This is a genomic window from Pseudarthrobacter quantipunctorum (genome assembly GCF_045291495.1).
Classification (GTDB): Bacteria; Actinomycetota; Actinomycetes; order Actinomycetales; family Micrococcaceae; genus Arthrobacter; species Arthrobacter quantipunctorum.
In genome coordinates this window covers 2,803,661-2,820,365 of the sequence record NZ_CP148033.1, presented here as the reverse complement: position 1 = coordinate 2,820,365, position 16,705 = coordinate 2,803,661, and the positions used below count along the sequence as shown (strand labels likewise).

Here is a 16,705-nt window from a genome sequence, read left to right as displayed (position 1 = left end):
GGTACGCCTGTCCCGGCCGTTGAATCAGCTGGGTCGCCGGCTGTTTGCCGCCTGATTTTTCCACCTGCCGCTCCCTGATCCGTGGCTGCCCTTTCCCAGGTTTTTACTCGTTTCGCACTCGTTTTCGCCTGTGGGGAGCCGTGCGCGGCGCGGGATAGGATACCTAGGTGACTGAACCAATCCCCGCGCCCGCACCGCTGTTTGGTGCATCCGACATTCGCCGGCTCGCGGAGGAGATCGGGATCCGCCCCACCAAGACCCTCGGCCAGAACTTTGTGATTGACGGAAACACCATCCGCCGGATCGTGGCCGCCGCAAGTGTTGGACCGGAGGAGACGGTGCTGGAGGTGGGCCCGGGGCTGGGATCCCTGACCCTGGGACTGCTCGATGCCGCCGCGTCCGTGGTGGCAGTGGAAATTGACCCCGTGCTGGCCGCCAAACTCCCGGCAACGGTCAAGGAGTGGAGGCCATCGGCTGCAGCCCGCTTCCACCTGGTGCACGCCGATGCCATGAAAGTCACTGAGCTCCCGGTGCAGCCCACCGCGCTGGTGGCCAACCTGCCCTACAACGTGGCGGTCCCCGTGGTGCTGCACCTGCTGCAGCATTTCCCCAGCCTCCAGCACGGGCTGGTGATGGTCCAGGACGAGGTGGCTGACCGGCTGGCCGCAGGCCCAGGGTCCAAGACGTACGGTGTGCCATCCGTCAAAGCCGCCTGGTACAGCCAGATGCGCAAGGCCGGCGTCATCGGAATGAACGTGTTCTGGCCCGCGCCGAAAATCCACTCCGGGCTGGTGGCCTTTACGCGGCGCGAGCCTCCCGCCACCACAGCCACCCGGGAACAGGTCTTCGCCGTGGTGGACGCCGCCTTCGCCCAGCGCCGCAAAACCCTCAGGGCGGCCCTTGCCGGGTGGGCAGGAGGCGCGCCGGAAGCTGAACGCTGCCTGGTTGCTGCCGGCGTCGACCCGACTGCCAGGGGCGAGGTCATAGACATCCATGCCTTCGCCAGGATCGCAGAAGCCAAGCAGGCGCCGGCATGAACGCCCTGCCAGGCCGGTTTGCCGCCAGGACGGTCCGTGTCAAGGCCCCCGGCAAAGTTAACGTCTCCCTTGAGGTAGGGCCGCTCCGCCCCGACGGCTACCACTCCGTCGCGAGCGTGTATCTCGCAGTGTCCCTCTACGAGGAAGTCGCAGCCACCAGCACCGAAGCGCCGGGGATCACCATCAGCCTGAGCCGGGCGAGCACCGTTGATCTGGACGCCGCCGACATTCCCCTGGACGGAAACAATCTGGCCTACAAGGCCGCAGCCATCATGGCCGACGTCTCCGAACGCCCTACCGGGGTCCACCTTGAGATCACCAAGCGGGTCCCCGTGGCCGGCGGCATGGGCGGCGGATCGGCCGATGCTGCCGCAACCCTCCTGGCCTGCGACGCCCTGTGGAACAGCGGCCTTTCCCGCGAGGAACTCGCACACCTGGCCGCGGAACTGGGCGCCGACGTCCCGTTTTCCCTCCTGGGCGGCACGGCCGTGGGCCTGGGCGTAGGCGACGAACTCTCCCCGGCGCTGGCCAAGGCACAGACCCACTGGGTTCTCGTCACGGCGGACTACGGCCTTCCCACTCCTGAGGTGTACCGGACCCTGGACCGCATCAGGGACGCCGGCGGCATCCAGGCGGCCGAACCCACCGGAGTTGACCCCAAGATCCTCACCGCCCTCCGCGGCGGAGACGCCGAAGCGCTGGGCCGGGTCCTGGTCAACGACCTCCAGCGTGCATCCATTGAACTGGCACCGGCCCTGCGCGATACGCTGGGTATCGGGGAGTCGCACGGAGCCATCGCGGGCATCGTCTCCGGGTCCGGGCCCACAGTGGCCCTGCTGGCCGACGACCCGGTGGCGGCGGAAGGCCTGGCCGCCGACCTGCGGCATTACGGCCTCACATCCCTCGCCGTCCACGGCCCGGTACCGGGCGCGCGCATCATCTCCGACACGCACCTCTAAGTCTTCAAATCCTCCCTCAGCAGCAGAAAGCAGTTCCTTGTGGCACACCTTCTTGGCGGCGAGAACCTGACGGTCTCCTACGCAACACGCACCGTCCTGGACGGCATCACCCTGGGACTGGAGGAAGGTGACAGGATCGGCATGGTAGGCCGCAACGGTGACGGCAAGTCCACGTTGATGCGCCTGCTTGCCCTGCGTTCAACCCCCGATTCGGGCCGGGTCACCAAACGGGGCGACGTCAACGTGGGGTACCTGGACCAAAGCGACGTGCTCGACGGCGACCTGACGGTGGGTGCGGCGATCGTGGGGGACCAGGCGGACTACGAATGGGCCCGCAACCCCCAGATCCGCGAAGTCATGGGCGGGCTGGTTTCCGACGTCGACTGGCACGCCAACGTCCATGCCCTGTCCGGCGGACAGAAGCGGCGCGTGGCCCTGGCCAAGCTCCTGATCGAGGACCACGACGTCATCATGCTCGACGAACCGACCAACCACCTCGACGTCGAGGGCGTGGCGTGGCTGTCCCGGCACCTGAAGACCCGGTGGCGCGCCAACCAGGGTGCATTCCTGGTGGTCACCCACGACCGGTGGTTCCTCGATGAAGTCTGCAACAAGACCTGGGAAGTCCACGACGGCATCGTTGACCCTTTCGAAGGCGGATACGCGGCCTACGTGCTAGCCCGCGCCGAGCGTGACCGCTCCGCATCCGTCATGGAAGGCAAGCGGCAGCAGCTGGTTAAAAAGGAGCTCGCCTGGCTCCGCCGCGGCGCTCCTGCCCGGACCGCAAAGCCGAAGTTCCGCATCGAGGCCGCCAACGCCCTCATCGCCGACGTGCCCGCCCCCCGCGACTCGATGGCCCTCAGTAAGATGGCCACCGCACGCCAGGGCAAGGACGTGCTGGATCTGGAGAATGTCTCGCTCGACTTCCAGGGCGGCGAGGACGGGCGGAAGCTCTTCGACAACATCACCCTGCGGCTGGCCCCCGGCGAACGCCTGGGACTGGTGGGCGTCAACGGCGCCGGCAAGACCACCCTGCTGAAACTCCTCAACGGCGAGATCACCCCCGACGCCGGGAAGGTCAAGCGGGGCAAGACAGTGGTCACCGCGGTCCTCAGCCAGGAGGTCAAAGAGCTCGACGACGTCTCGGACCTGCGCGTCATCGAAGTCATTGAACGCGAAAAGCGTTCCTTCAACGTTGGCGGCAAGGAGTTCAGCGCCGGCCAGCTGGTTGAACAGCTTGGCTTCACCAACGAGAAACAGTGGACCCCGGTCAAGGACCTCTCCGGCGGCGAGCGGCGCCGCCTGCAGCTCCTGCGGCTGCTGGTGGGGGAGCCCAACGTCCTGATGCTCGACGAGCCCACGAACGACCTCGACACCGATACCCTCGCGGCCGTGGAGGATGTGCTGGACGGCTGGCCGGGAACCCTGGTGGTTGTCAGCCACGACCGGTACCTCCTGGAGCGCGTCACCGACCACCAGATGGCGCTCCTCGGCGATGGAAAGCTCCGCGGCCTGCCCGGCGGTGTTGACCAGTACCTCGAGCTGCGCGAGTCCGCCCTGGCAGGATCCACGGTCACCGGCGGCGGCAACCCCGTCACCAGTGCCGGGTCCGCGCCGGCTTCCGCTGCTGCCTCCGGCGCCTCGGAGGCCGAAAAGCGCGACGCCCGGAAAGCCAAGAACCGCATCGAGCGCCAGCTGGGCAAGCTCGAACAGCAGGAGAAGAAAGTCCACGACCAGATGGTCAAAAGCACCGAGCAGTCGGACTTCGACGCCCTGGCCGAACAGAACAAAAAGCTCAAGGACCTCGCAGGAGAACGCGAAGCCCTAGAGCTCGAATGGCTAGAGGCACTCGAGGTCCTCGGCGAGTAGTCCCGCTGCCCTGCGGCGGTGCTCTGGTTGGGTGCCGGAGCCGGCCCTTCGACGTCGCTTAGACACAGGACATAGGGAGCGTTCCGGTCGCTGGGCGACCTCCACGCTCCGATGTCCCGCGATGCGCTCCTTTTCGAAGGACCGCCTCCGGCGAGGGCACGTCACCTGGGTGCCGGGAAGAGCAGGCAACCCGCACGGAACCTTCGGCAGGTGAATGAGGGGGTGGGCGCGGGGCGACTCCCGAACGGAACCTTCGGCAGGTGGGCGGGAGACAACGCCGACGCAACTCACAGCTCGTATGGGACCCTACGCTGGACGAAACGTTCGCACTAGTGGTGCAGGGGGCCTTCGCGTAGGAGCGCATCGCGGGCCATCGGGCCGTGAAGGTCGCCCAGCGACCGGTGGGCCCTTTTGGCCCGTGTCTAAGCGACGGCGAAGGTCGCCTGCGCCGCGAACCTGGCCAACGGCCGACGGCGAAAGTCTCCTGCGCCGCGAAGGTGACCACGAGCGGTACCACCGGAGGCGACCAGAAAACTAGCTCTCGGACATCAGTTCCGGGTCTTTTTTGAGGCCGGTGAGGCCGTTCCAGGCGAGGTTGACCAGGTGTGCGGCGACGGTGTGCTTGTCCGGCTGGCGGCTGTCCTGCCACCATTGGCCGGTCATTGCCACCATGCCCACGAGCATCTGGGCGTACATGGCCCCGTCCTCGCCGCTGAGGCCGCGGCGGGAGAACTCGTCGGAGAGGATGTGCTCCACGCGGGCGGTGACGTGGGAGAGCAGCGTGGAAAAGGCGCCCTCGGGCTGCGACGGCGGTGCGTCGCGCATCAGGATCCGGAACCCTTCCGTTCGGTCCTCGATGTAGGTCAACAATGCCAGGGCCGCCCGTTCCACGAGGACCCTTGGCTTCGCCTCTTCGGTCAGGGCGGCGCTGATGGCGTCGAGGAGGAGCCGGAACTCGTGGTCGACCACCTGGGTGTACAAGCCTTCCTTGGAACCGAAGTGCTCGTAGATCACCGGCTTGGACACCCCGGCGCACGCCGCGATCTCCTCGATAGTGGTCCCGTCCAGGCCCCTTGCGGCGAAAAGTCCGCGCCCGACGTCGATCAGCTGGCTCCGCCGCTGCAGGCCGGTCATGCGTGTCCGCGGAGGGTTGTTGCTCACATTTCCATCATGCACCACTGGTCACCGGCAGGACTGCAGCAGGACGGCAGGCGGACCGCGGTCCGCGAAACCGGAGTGGCGGAGCGGGTGGGACCGTCCCGTGTCGCGCAGCGCCCCGAACCCGTGGCAAAATAACTACTTGTGCCCGGCTGCGTGCCACGGCACGGTCCGCTCTGGTGTAATGGCAGCACCCCGGCCTTTGGAGCCGTGGAGTATAGGTTCGAATCCTATGGGCGGAACTGCTGCGCATGGAGCGTTCAGTAGCATGACATACGGTGCCGCCCGCAAAGCGGCCGGACACCGTCAGCGCCAGCATAACTAAGCAAGGAGAGCCCGTACGTGATCCCCGAGAACACCGGCCCGGCCGCAGTCATCGTCCTGGCGGCAGGCGCCGGTACCCGGATGAAGTCGCGTACCCCCAAGATCCTGCATGAGATCGGCGGCAGGTCCATGGTGGCCCACGCTCTCATGGCGGCCCGCAGCGTCAACCCCCGGCAACTGGCCATCGTGGTCCGCCATGAACGCGACCTCGTGGCGCGCCACCTCGCGGACGTGGACCCGGCGGCGGTGATCGTGGACCAGGATGACATCCCGGGCACCGGCCGTGCCGTGGAAGTGGCCCTCCAGGCCCTCGACGCCACCCAGCCCCTGGCGGGCACAGTGGTGGTGACCTACGGCGACGTGCCGCTGCTCTCCGGTGCCCTGCTTGCTGAACTCGTGGCCACCCACGAGAAGGAGGCCAACGCCGTCACCGTGCTGACGGCCGTCCTGGACGACGCCACAGGCTACGGCAGAATCCTCCGCGGTGAGGATGGAACGGTCACCGGCATCCGTGAGCACAAGGACTCCTCTGAGGCAGAGCGGCTCATCCGGGAGGTCAATTCAGGCATCTACGCTTTCGACGCAGCAGTCCTCCGCGATGCCCTGGCCCACGTGACCACGGACAATTCACAGGGCGAAAAGTACCTGACGGATGTGCTGGGCCTGGCCCGCGAGTCGGGTGGCCGCGTGGCCGCCGTGGTCACCGCGGACCGCTGGCAAGTGGAAGGCGCCAATGACCGCGTCCAGCTCTCCGCCCTCGGCGCCGAGCTGAACCGCCGCACGGTGGAGGCCTGGATGCGTGCCGGCGTCACGGTAGTGGACCCCGCAACCACCTGGATCGACTCGTCGGTGACCCTTGACGAGGATGTCCGCATCCTCCCCAATACGCAGCTTCACGGCACCACCACCGTGGCCCGGGACGCCGTCGTCGGACCCGATACCACCCTGACGGACGTCACCATCGGTGAGGGCGCCACCGTGACCCGCACCCATGGTTCCGGGGCTGTCATCGGCGCGGACGCCGCCGTCGGGCCTTTCACCTACCTTCGCCCCGGCACGGTGCTGGGTGAGACCGGCAAGATCGGCGCCTTCTACGAAACCAAGAATGTGACCATCGGGCGCGGCTCCAAGCTCTCGCACCTGGGGTACGCCGGTGACGCCGAAATCGGCGATGACACCAACATCGGCTGCGGAAACATCACGGCAAATTACGACGGCGAGAAGAAGCACCGCACGGTCATCGGCTCGGGCGTCCGCACGGGTTCCAACACAGTATTCGTTGCCCCGGTCACCGTGGGGGACGGCGCCTACAGCGGCGCCGGCGCGGTGATCCGCAAGGACGTGCCCGCGGGAGCGCTCGCGCTTACTGTCGCAGCGCAGCGCAACACGGAGGGCTGGGTGGCGGCGAACCGCCCCGGAACCCGCTCCGCTGAACTGGCGCAGGCAGCCACCAAAGATTCCTCAAGTACCCCGGCATCTACAGAAGAGGGCAACCAACCATGAGCGAAATTACGGCGCGCGGCGAAAAGAAGCTGGTGCTCGCCACCGGGCGGGCCCACCCCGAGCTGGCCCGGGAAATCGCCAAGGAACTGGGTACCGAGCTGCTGCCGGTGGACGCCTACGACTTCGCCAACGGCGAGATCTACGTCCGCGCCGGCGAGAGCGTCCGCGGCACCGATGCGTTCGTCATCCAGGCCCACCCGGCACCGCTGAACAACTGGCTGATGGAACAGCTGATCATGATCGATTCCCTGAAGCGCGCCTCCGCCAAGCGCATCACCGTGGTCTCGCCGTTCTACCCCTACGCCCGCCAGGACAAGAAGGGACGCGGCCGCGAACCCATCTCGGCCCGTCTGGTTGCAGACCTGTACAAGACGGCAGGCGCAGACCGCATCATGAGCGTGGACCTGCACACCTCGCAGATCCAGGGATTCTTCGACGGTCCGGTGGACCACCTCATGGCCATCCCGCTCCTCGCTGACTACATCCGCACCCGGGTGGACGCCGAGAACGTCACCGTGGTCTCCCCGGACACCGGACGTGTGCGGGTGGCGGAGCAGTGGGCAGAGCGCCTGGGCGGCGCACCGCTCGCGTTCGTGCACAAGATGCGTGACCTTACGGTGCCCAACCAGGCTGTTTCCAAGACTGTGGTGGGCCAGATCGAGGGGCGCACCTGCGTCCTGATCGACGACATGATCGACACCGGCGGAACCATTTCCGGTGCCGTCCAGGTGCTGAAGAACGCCGGCGCAAAAGATGTCATCATCGCCGCCACCCACGCTGTCTTCTCCGATCCCGCCGCCAAGCGGCTCTCGGAGTCCGGCGCCCGCGAGGTAGTGGTCACCAACACCCTTCCGCTCACCGGATCCCAGCGGTTCCCCCAGCTGACGGTGCTTTCCATCGCGCCGCTGATTGCCCGCGCCGTTCGTGAGGTCTTCGACGACGGCTCGGTCACCAGCCTCTTCGACGGCAACGCCTAAGGCTTGCCGGCCGCCGGCGCCGGTCCCGTTTTCAATAAACAGGACCGGCGCTGGTAAGCTTGTCAGCGATACCTTGGCGAGGGAGAGCGCCGGTCACCGTGTATGCGGTCACCGGAGTGCAGGTCTCCGTTATCGACTGGGTCTGAATCTCCCTTCGAAGATGGGCATGGCTCCGGCCGCCTGGCGTTGAAGGTCGCGACAGACCTCCGCCCTTGCTGAACACCGTTTAGTTTTCAAGGAGATTTCCATGTCTGAGCAGAAGCTCGCAGCAGAAGTACGCACCGAATTCGGCAAGGGCTACGCCCGCCGCGCACGGATGGCCAACCTCATCCCCGCCGTCATCTACGGCCATGGCGCAGACCCCATCCACATCACCCTGCCGGCAAAGGCCACCACCCTGGCCGTCCGCACCGCCAACGCCCTGCTGTCCCTGGACATCAACGGCGAAGGCCACCTGGCCCTGGTGAAGGACGTCCAGCGCGATCCCATCAAGCAGATCATCGAGCACATCGACCTCCTGACCGTCCGCCAGGGCGAGAAGGTGACCGTTGACGTTCCCGTCCACGTTTCCGGCGAAACCGCCCCCGGCACCGTGCACAACCTCGAGCTCACCGTGGTGTCCCTCGAGGCCGAGGCCACCCACCTGCCCGAGTCCGTTGAGGTCAGCATCGAAGGCCGCGCAGCCGGCGAGCACATCCACGCTTCCGACCTGGTGCTGCCGAAGGGCTCCGTCCTGCTCACCGACGCCGAGGCGCTCGTGGTGAACATCTCGGAAGCTGTCGAGATCGCCGAAGAAGAAGCCGGCGAAAGCACCGAAGCCGCTGCCGAAGAGGCTCCCGCAGCCTCCGAGGAAGCAGCAGCCGAGTAATCAGCCGCATTCCCCGCCAGTGGCCGGACTCCTGTGGGGGTCCGGCCACTGGCATGTCTACTGCCCTTCACCGGCGCCGGGCGCGGCAAAACCCCACCCTAGGATTGATTCATGACTGATACCTGGCTCATCATTGGCCTCGGAAACCCGGGGGCGCAGTATCAAGGCAACAGGCACAATGTCGGCCAGATGGTGCTCGATGAACTTGCGGCCCGGATGGGTGCCGGTTTCAAGAGCCACAAGGCCCGCGCCCAGGTCCTGGAAGGACGCCTGGGCATTGGCGGACCCCGCGTGGTGCTGGCGAAACCCATGAGCTACATGAATGTCTCCGGCGGCCCAACAGCGGCGCTGGCAAATTTCTACGGCATCACCCCTGACCATGTGGTGGCTGTCCATGACGAAATCGACATCCCGTTCAATACGGTGAAACTCAAGACCGGCGGGGGAGAGGGCGGCCATAACGGGCTGCGGGACATCTCCAAGGCCCTGGCCACCAAGGACTACCTTCGTGTCAGGGTAGGGGTGGGACGGCCCCCGGGGCGCATGGAAACGGCCGACTATGTCCTGCGCGACTTCGGCACTGCCGAACTCAAGGAACTCCCCTTCCTGCTGGACGAAGCGGCGGACGCAGTGGAGATCCTGGTGCGTGATGGCCTGACCGCAGCGCAACAGAAGTTCCACCCCGCGAAGTCCGAACGTTAGCAACATGAAAACTTAAAGGCCCTTGGCCCTGTCTCGTTGTCTGTGCCCCGGGGTAGTCTTCTTCCTATGCGGGGGAGCAATGGGGCTACATCCCGCTATCGCGGGATGTAGGGGAAAAGTTCATGTCAATCGAGCCACTCAGCTGGGGACGTGGGTCAACACCTCACGACGTTGGGCTGAACAGGGATACCTCCGGCAAGCGGGAGGGTCAGCCCTGGTCTGCCCCTGCCCGCGGCGCAAACCTCGAATCTGTCCGTACCGCCCTCACCAGCGCCGATTCCCTTGGCGTGGTCATCACCGGGGGACGCGGCGTGGGAAAATCCTCGCTTGCCCGGGCAGCGGTCATGGAGCTGGGCCCGGACGTGTGGTCACTCCAGCTCCGCAGCGGCCCAGCCGGATCCACCACGCCCTACGGCTGCCTCTCCTTCCTCCTGGCCCGGCTCCCGCAGGCCTACATGGGATCCCCTACGGCAATTCTCCGCGGCATTACATCCCTGATCCGCAGCGATGCCGCCGGCAGGCCCTGCGTGATCACCCTGGACACCTCCGGAAGCATTGACGAGATGAGCGCGGGGGTACTGCTGAACGTACTCCTGACCGGCACGGCGAAGATCATCGCCGTGGCGCCCAAGATCAGTGACCTCCCGGCGGACTTCCACTGGCTGCTGACGGACCGCCGCCTCGCAGAAATCCGGCTCAGCAACCTCAACGAGCTGCAGACCCGCCAGGTTCTGCTGTCGCTCCTGGGCCACCGGGTGTCCGCATCGCTGGTCAGTACCTACCACCACATGGTGGGCGGCAACCCGCTGCTGCTGAAGGCTCTCGTCACCGAACAGCAGCTGTCCGGGAACCTCGTCCTGTCCGATTCCGTCTGGACGCTGCGGGACAAAGTGGTGCTCGACGGCGCTGCCAGCCTTGACGACATTGTCCGGTCCCGCTGGTCCAGGGAGACTCCCGAAATCCGGGAAGTCATCGAGATGCTGTCCTGCGCCCGCCGTGTGGAACTCTCCAGGCTCACCGCCATCTACAGCGCCGAAGTGGTGGCGGACATGGAGGACGGCGGGCTGCTGGAGATCGATGCCTCGGACCACCGCTGGGTGTCGCTGCGTGAAAAATACATTGGGGATGTGGTTCGGACCTGGCTGAGCATTGCCCGGCGCCGGGAACTGCGGAGCGTGCTCCTGGGCGGCACGGAACCCGATCCTGCCGGAATGACGGTTGAGGAACTGATGGCTTTCGCCGCGTGGACCCACGAGTGCGAGGCGGACCTGAGTCCCGCCCTTGCACTCGCGGCCGCAGACGCCGCCGTCCAGCTGTTCGATCCACGGTTTGCCCTGACCTACGCGGAGATGCTTCGCCGGACGGATCGGGAGTGGGTCGCCGGGCAGCGCCAGAAGGCCGCCGCCTACCTTCAGCTGGACATGCCCGTCCAGGCCATGGCCGCTCTTGATGACATCTCCCAGCCGGAGCTGGACAGCCTCGACGCCGGGGAGTACGCCCACGTCATAGCGGCCAAGTCGCAGGTCATGATGTGGCTGCCGGAGGCAGCAGCCAGGGTGCCGGACCTGCTGGCTGAAGCCAGGCAACGGCTTGAGCAGGCGCCGAACCGCACTGCGTGGCCGGAGCCTGGTGCTGCGGCTGTTCACCGGGTGGAACTGAGTGAGTTCGAATACCGGGCCTTCGTGGGCGACTACGCCGCCATCATTCCCGCCCTTGAAAGGGCCTCGGACCCAGCGCTGAACCCGGATACCGAGCACCGTATGAATGCAGCCATCCTGCTGATGACCGCGCTGGCCATGACGGGGCGCGAGATGGATGCGCTCAGCGTCATGCGGCAGCTGGGAGGCCAGATCAGCGACGCCTCCCATATCGTCGGCCTCCGCGAGCGGTACACCAAGGAGGCCTATCTGGTGCTGCTGATCGCGGGCCAGTGGCGGCGGTGCATCGACCTCCTGGGCCCGCAGGCCACCGACGAGCCGCACAGCCTTCCCTTCCGGAGCGCTGCTACAGAGCTGGTGGCCGGCATCGCCTACGTCTACTCGGGCCGTGGAGCCGCTGCCCTGGACCCCCTGATCTCCGCGGCAGCGCAGCTGGAGCTCCAGCCCGTCCAGGCCGCCCTCCGCTGCGCCTACGCAGCCATTGCACTGGCCCATGCCCAGACCGGCAATGCTGCGCAGGCACGCAAATACCTGGCCAAAGTTCAGAGGACATCCGGGAAGTCCAGCTTCATCGCCGAAAGCATTGCTGAGTTCTGCGCGCTCGTGGCGGGCCGGTGGCTGGGCGATCCTGACGCCGTTGCCGGGCTGAAGCAGTCCGCCCGGCAGCACATGGAGGCAGGGCGCTTCACCCTGGCCGGAATCAGCCTGCTTGCCGCCACCGTGAACGGCAGCGATGCGGATTTCCGCCTGCTCGAGGAGATTGCAGGCCACCGCCAAGGGCCCCTGGCCGAGATCTCCCGGCTGGTCGCCGTAGGCACCAGGACCAAGGACGCCAAGACCCTCCTCGCGGGCGGCGAGCTGGCCGCCACCCTGGAACTGGATGCCGTGGAAGCCCGGTGCATGGCCCTTGCAGTGGATTTCGCACGCCAGGACGGCGACTCCCTCACAGCACGGACAGCACAGGCGCGGCTCGATATCCTGGCAGCCACCGTGGCCAACCTCCCCATCGTGCCCAGCAGCGGAAGCCCGCTGCTGACCAGCAGGGAGCGCCAGATTGCCCGGCTGGCAGGACGCGGCGCTTCCAACCGTGACATCGCCCTGGAGATGGGCGTATCAGTCCGTACCGTTGAAGGCCACCTCTACCAGGTCTTCACCAAACTCGGCGTAACTTCCAGGGGTGATCTGACTGGACTCGTCTAACGGGCACAAGCCCAACACCACGCAGCGTTTCCTCACCGGGCGGAAAGAACCGCTGGACCGGATCTGCAACATGGTCCGGAACCGCAGCAGCCAGGCGGTTTTCATCATGGCAGGCCCCGGCATCGGAAAATCCTCACTCACGGAGGCCATTGCCGAGCGGGTTACCGGGGAAATGAATGTGCTGCAGATGCATGGCAGCTCCGCCCTCGCCGCGGTCCCGTTCGGTGTCCTCACCCCGTACACCGGTGACCTGACCGCCGAGGATTCGGTCTCTCCTGTCGCCGTCCTGCGGTCCATGTGGAGCTATTTCGAGGAAGTGAAGGCCGGCAACGGGGCGCCCGTCCTGCTCATCGTTGATGATGCGCATTACCTGGACGAGGATTCCGCCGGCGTGGTGGCTGAGCTGATTTCAGCCGGCTGGGCAACAGTGGTGGCGGCGGCGAGGCCGCGTCCGGGCCTGCCACAACCGCTGGACCAGCTCTGGTACGACGGCCTGGCCGAACGCGTGGACCTGCGCCCGCTGAACCGGGAACAGATCGAGGAAGTTCTGGCCCACGTCCTGGACGGCACCGTCCCTGACGCCACAGTGGACGCCGTCTGGAGCGCCTCCGGAGGCAATCCGCGCGTCCTGGATGCCCTGCTGCATGACGCCGCGGAGTCCGGGATACTGGCCAAACGGAATGGAATCTGGGTCCTGCTGGGCTCCTTGCCAACGGACGGGGTCCGCCTCACGGCTGTGGTCACCAAGGACCACCTCCGGCGGCGGCCGGAGGAACAGGAAGCCCTGAAATTCATCGCCCTCGCCGGACCTGTGGGCCGGAAAGTGATCGAAGACATTTGCGGGGCGGCAGTTGTCCGCTTCCTGCTGGACCAACAGATGGTTGTCGAAAACTCCGGCGTCCCCTCCGAACTCACCATCTGGAACGGGCTGTTCGCAAAGGCCATCAGGAACACCATTTCCGTGTCCCGGAGCCTGCAGCTGCTGGAAAAAATCCGGGAGCACCAGGACCCTGCCAGCCTCCGCGGGGAAGGCCGGCTGCGGTTTGTGGAATGGTCGCTTGAGTGCGGCCTGCGCGTGTCCGACGCCGACATGCTGGATGCCGCACGCGAGGCACTGGCCCGCTTCCGGAACCACAGTGCGCGAACCATCGCTGCCAAGGTGCAGGACGGCGAACTTGTGCACCGTGCGCACGCTGTGCAGGCGCGCGCCCTGTACAACGAGGGCGCCTACGCCGAAGCTGCCGCGCTGCTTGACGGCAGCTGGCTGCAGCTGGCCGAAGACTCCCAAGGTCCTTCGGTCCTGCTGCTGCGGGCATCGGCCCACCAGGCAGCAGGCCGTCCTCTGGCTGCGCTGGCAGAGGACGTGCGGGAGCACAACCAGGGGTTGCCGGAGGCAACACGTGAAGGGCAGGAAGATCTGTTGCAGCTGCTGCAGTCCGGCGCGGACGTCAACGTGCCGGCCCTTTGCAGCCGGGTGGCGGACCCCAGGAGCCGAAGCTCCACGGGAAAAACCGGCGAGCCTTTGAAAGCCATTGGCGAGGCGCTCCTGGCGCACGCCCTTGCCGCCGCCGGCCGGCCCTCGGAAGGGCTCGACGCCGCGCTGCTTGCAGCTTCCGAGCTGCCGACACTTGAGGACGACCTGTTCTTCTACTCCGAATTCGTCCTGGGGCGGCTGGTCATTGGCTACCTTGCCATGGGCGAGTGGGAATCCGCGGAGCGTGAACTCGAAAGCTACGCGGCGGGACATGCCGCCGGCACCGGGACGTTCAACGGCAGCCTGCAGGTGTTGCGCGGCTACTCAATGCTGCGGCAGGGCCGGATGGAGCGGGCCTACCAGCTGTTGCTGCCAGCGGTGGAAGCGCTCAGGCTCAGCGATCCACTGCAGCTTTTCCGCTTCGGTTCGGCCCTCGGCTTCTACGTAGCCGCACGGCTCGGTGACACTGCCCAGGCAAAGCGGCTGGAACAGGACTGCAAGGACGCGGTGGCAGGAGGCCCCGCCCATGACCTTCTGGCGGGCGCCTACGGTGCGGCCGCTTCGGAGTACCTGGCCCGCGACGGCAAGGGCCTCGCCGCGCTCCACACCCTGGCGACCACCACGGAGGCCTCGTCAAGGGCCGGCACCCTGCTGGAGCTCCTGTCACTGCTCTGGGACCTGGGGGATGCATCGGTGATACCCATGGTGCAGAACGCGGCCCGCGCCGTGGAGGGCCGCTGGGCCGCGGCAATGCTGAAGCTGGCTACCGACTGGGAGGCAGCGGACGGGGATGCCCTGATGGGTACGGCCGCTACGCTGGAGGAATCCGGCTTCGTAAACCTTGCCCGCGAGGCCTATGCCCGTGCCAGCACGGTGCTGGAGCAGGCGGGGGAGCGGCGGCGCTCCCGGCAGGCCGTTGCCCAGCGCGAAAAGTGTGACCACGAACTCGGCGAGCGGTTCCGGGAGGGCCGGTTCATTGCCGCAGCCCCCGCAGTCCATCTCACCCGCCGTGAACAGGACATCGTTGAGCTCGCCGTGCAGGGGCTCACCGACCGCGAGATCGCCCAGCGGCTCATGGTTTCCGTCAGGACCGTGGAGGGACACCTGTACCGCACCTACGTGAAGCTCGGCGTGCGCAGCCGGGACGAGCTGGACTCGGCGCTTCCCAAGTAGCAGGGCCAGCACACGCCCGCTCCGGGCTGCTCGGCGGACGCAGCCACCTCCTTCCTGCCCTTTGGGGCCGTTGCTCACGGCTGCCGGCGGTTCGCCTGAAAGCCCCACCGGGTATCAGCCCCCGGTCCCGGTAGTACCCCGCCATGGAATTCGAGTACTCCCTACTCGTGTATGTCCGGGCCCCGCAGGCTTTACTTAAGGAAGTGAAGAAAGCGGCCGCAAAGAGGCCGCAAACCACTCCTGAGAAGTTCAAGGTCTCGCAAGCTTCCGGTCAAGGTGACCGGGCCAGACGGGGCCGGCGACGTCAGAGTCTTCTGAGACCGAGACTCTCCCCCCAGCCGTCGCCGGCCCTCCAATCCGCGGGGCTGAAGCCCGGAGCGGACGTGGCGGCTGCCCCTCCCGGGCGGCCGCCACAGCCGTGCTGTGGGACAATTGAGTGTCATGGTTGGCATCTCAAGGAGTACGTCTTGGCCGTAGTATCAACGCCGCCCACGCTGGAGCGCGCCCTGCCGGTCATGGATAACGCCGAGGTGCTCCGCATCCGCAACGACTTCCCGGTCCTGAACCAACTGGTCAATGGCCGGCCGCTGGTCTACCTCGATTCCGGAGCTACCTCCCAGAACCCCCTGAGCGTCATTGAAGCCGAGCAGGAATTCTATGAGCAGCGCAATGCGGCGGTGCACCGGGGCGCACACCATCTTGCCGTGGAGGCCACCGAGGTGTTCGAGGACGCCCGGCAGACCGTCGCGGACTTTATCGGCGCTGACTATGCGGAAACCATCTGGACCTCGAATGCCACCGAGGGCTTGAACCTGATCAGCTATGCGTTGTCCAACGCAGGCCTGTGGGCTGCCCAGGGCAGGGGTGACGCCGGGCTGAAGGAGCTTGCCCTGAACCCTGGCGATGAAATTGTGGTGACGGAGATGGAGCACCACGCCAACCTGATTCCCTGGCAGGAACTGGCGTTCCGCACCGGGGCCACCCTGCGCTACATCCCCGTCGATGACGCCGGATCACTCCGCATGGACCTGGCCGGGGACATCATCGGAAGCCGGACCCGGGTGCTGGCGTTCACCCACGCTTCGAACGTCCTGGGGACCATCAACCCAGTAGCCGAGCTCGTGGGACTGGCCCGGAAAGCCGGCGCGCTGGTGGTCCTGGACGCGTGCCAGTCAGCCCCGCACCTTCCCCTGGATGTCAAGGGACTCGGCGTCGACTTTGCTGTGTTTTCCGGCCATAAAATGCTTGCCCCCACAGGAATCGGGGTCCTGTACGGTAAGCAGGAACTGCTGGACATCCTGCCGCCCTTCCTCACCGGGGGCTCCATGATCACCACCGTCACCATGGAACGCGCTGAGTACCTTCCCGCACCCCAGCGCTTCGAAGCCGGTACGCAGCGGATTTCCCAGGCGGTGGCGCTGGCCGCAGCAGCGAACTACCTGACGGAGACGGGCCTGGACCGGATCCACCAGTGGGAGTCCGGGCTCGGCCAGCGCATGGTTGCCGGGCTGGAGTCGATTCCGGGAATCCGGGTCTTGGGCCCCGCCGCGGGCCAGGAGCGGATCGGGCTTGCCGCCTTCGACGTCGAGGGTGTCCATGCCCACGACGTGGGGCAGTTCCTTGACTCGCGGGGAATCGCCGTGCGCGTGGGCCACCACTGCGCCCAGCCGCTGCACCGCAGGCTGGGGCTGACCGCCACCACCAGGGCCAGCGCCTACCTGTACAACACCACGGACGACGTCGACCAGTTCCTGGATGCCGTCTCCGGCGTGCGGGCCTATTTCCGCGCCTAGCAGGGAAGAC

Annotated in this window: 12 protein-coding genes and 1 tRNA gene; 12 read left to right on the top strand and 1 reads right to left on the bottom strand. The window is 66.5% G+C overall.

From position 1 onward, the window contains the following. Nucleotides 1–167: 167 nt before the first annotated feature. The 3 genes from rsmA to WHH00_RS12750 are packed head-to-tail and all read left to right on the top strand — an operon-like array spanning nt 168 to nt 3,865. Nucleotides 168–1,037 (top strand): 16S rRNA (adenine(1518)-N(6)/adenine(1519)-N(6))-dimethyltransferase RsmA, encoded by an 870-nt coding sequence (rsmA, locus tag WHH00_RS12760; RefSeq protein WP_406633275.1) that lies wholly within the window; start codon nt 168–170, stop codon nt 1,035–1,037. Then, the gene (locus WHH00_RS12755) at nt 1,034–1,996 is read left to right on the top strand and encodes a 4-(cytidine 5'-diphospho)-2-C-methyl-D-erythritol kinase (RefSeq protein ID WP_406633273.1); all 963 of its coding nucleotides are present in this window, start codon (nt 1,034–1,036) and stop codon (nt 1,994–1,996) included. The genes rsmA and WHH00_RS12755 overlap by 4 nt, the downstream gene beginning before the upstream one ends. A gap of 39 nt (nt 1,997–2,035) precedes the next feature. Continuing rightward, complete coding sequence (locus WHH00_RS12750) at nt 2,036–3,865, top strand: ABC-F family ATP-binding cassette domain-containing protein (protein WP_350003783.1); 1,830 nt, start codon at nt 2,036–2,038, stop codon at nt 3,863–3,865. Between the two features lie 534 nt (nt 3,866–4,399). Here the strand turns inward: WHH00_RS12750 and WHH00_RS12745 are convergent. Next, nucleotides 4,400–5,026 carry a TetR/AcrR family transcriptional regulator gene (locus WHH00_RS12745; RefSeq protein ID WP_231457522.1) on the bottom strand — a complete coding sequence of 209 codons (627 nt, stop codon included), beginning with the start codon at nt 5,024–5,026 and terminating at the stop codon, nt 4,400–4,402. A gap of 9 nt (nt 5,027–5,035) precedes the next feature. Here WHH00_RS12745 and WHH00_RS12740 point away from each other — a divergent pair, with 9 nt between their 5' ends. The 9 genes from WHH00_RS12740 (at nt 5,036) to WHH00_RS12700 (ending at nt 16,695) form a co-directional block, all read left to right on the top strand. Beyond that, nucleotides 5,036–5,161, top strand: a complete 126-nt coding sequence (locus WHH00_RS12740) for a hypothetical protein (RefSeq protein WP_406633271.1) — start codon at nt 5,036–5,038, stop codon at nt 5,159–5,161. A 32-nt stretch (nt 5,162–5,193) separates the two neighbouring features. Continuing rightward, a tRNA-Gln gene (locus tag WHH00_RS12735) sits at nt 5,194–5,265 on the top strand. 100 nt (nt 5,266–5,365) lie between these two features. After that, nucleotides 5,366–6,850, top strand: a complete 1,485-nt coding sequence (gene glmU / locus WHH00_RS12730) for a bifunctional UDP-N-acetylglucosamine diphosphorylase/glucosamine-1-phosphate N-acetyltransferase GlmU (RefSeq protein WP_406633269.1) — start codon at nt 5,366–5,368, stop codon at nt 6,848–6,850. Then, complete coding sequence (locus WHH00_RS12725) at nt 6,847–7,827, top strand: ribose-phosphate diphosphokinase (RefSeq protein WP_104185336.1); 981 nt, start codon at nt 6,847–6,849, stop codon at nt 7,825–7,827. Before glmU ends, WHH00_RS12725 begins: the two co-directional genes overlap by 4 nt. A gap of 247 nt (nt 7,828–8,074) precedes the next feature. Then, nucleotides 8,075–8,695, top strand: coding sequence for a 50S ribosomal protein L25/general stress protein Ctc (locus tag WHH00_RS12720; RefSeq protein ID WP_231457526.1), 621 nt, complete (start codon nt 8,075–8,077; stop codon nt 8,693–8,695). A 111-nt stretch (nt 8,696–8,806) separates the two neighbouring features. Then, nucleotides 8,807–9,397, top strand: a complete 591-nt coding sequence (pth, locus tag WHH00_RS12715; protein WP_406633266.1) for an aminoacyl-tRNA hydrolase — start codon at nt 8,807–8,809, stop codon at nt 9,395–9,397. Nucleotides 9,398–9,519: 122 nt separating this feature from the next. Beyond that, nucleotides 9,520–12,255 carry a LuxR C-terminal-related transcriptional regulator gene (locus tag WHH00_RS12710; protein WP_406633264.1) on the top strand — a complete coding sequence of 912 codons (2,736 nt, stop codon included), beginning with the start codon at nt 9,520–9,522 and terminating at the stop codon, nt 12,253–12,255. 70 nt (nt 12,256–12,325) lie between these two features. Beyond that, nucleotides 12,326–14,902, top strand: a complete 2,577-nt coding sequence (locus WHH00_RS12705) for a LuxR C-terminal-related transcriptional regulator (RefSeq protein WP_406633262.1) — start codon at nt 12,326–12,328, stop codon at nt 14,900–14,902. Between the two features lie 467 nt (nt 14,903–15,369). Next, entirely contained in the window at nt 15,370–16,695 is a 1,326-nt protein-coding gene (locus WHH00_RS12700) for a SufS family cysteine desulfurase (protein ID WP_406633260.1), read from the top strand. The last annotated feature ends 10 nt before the right edge of the window (nt 16,696–16,705 follow it).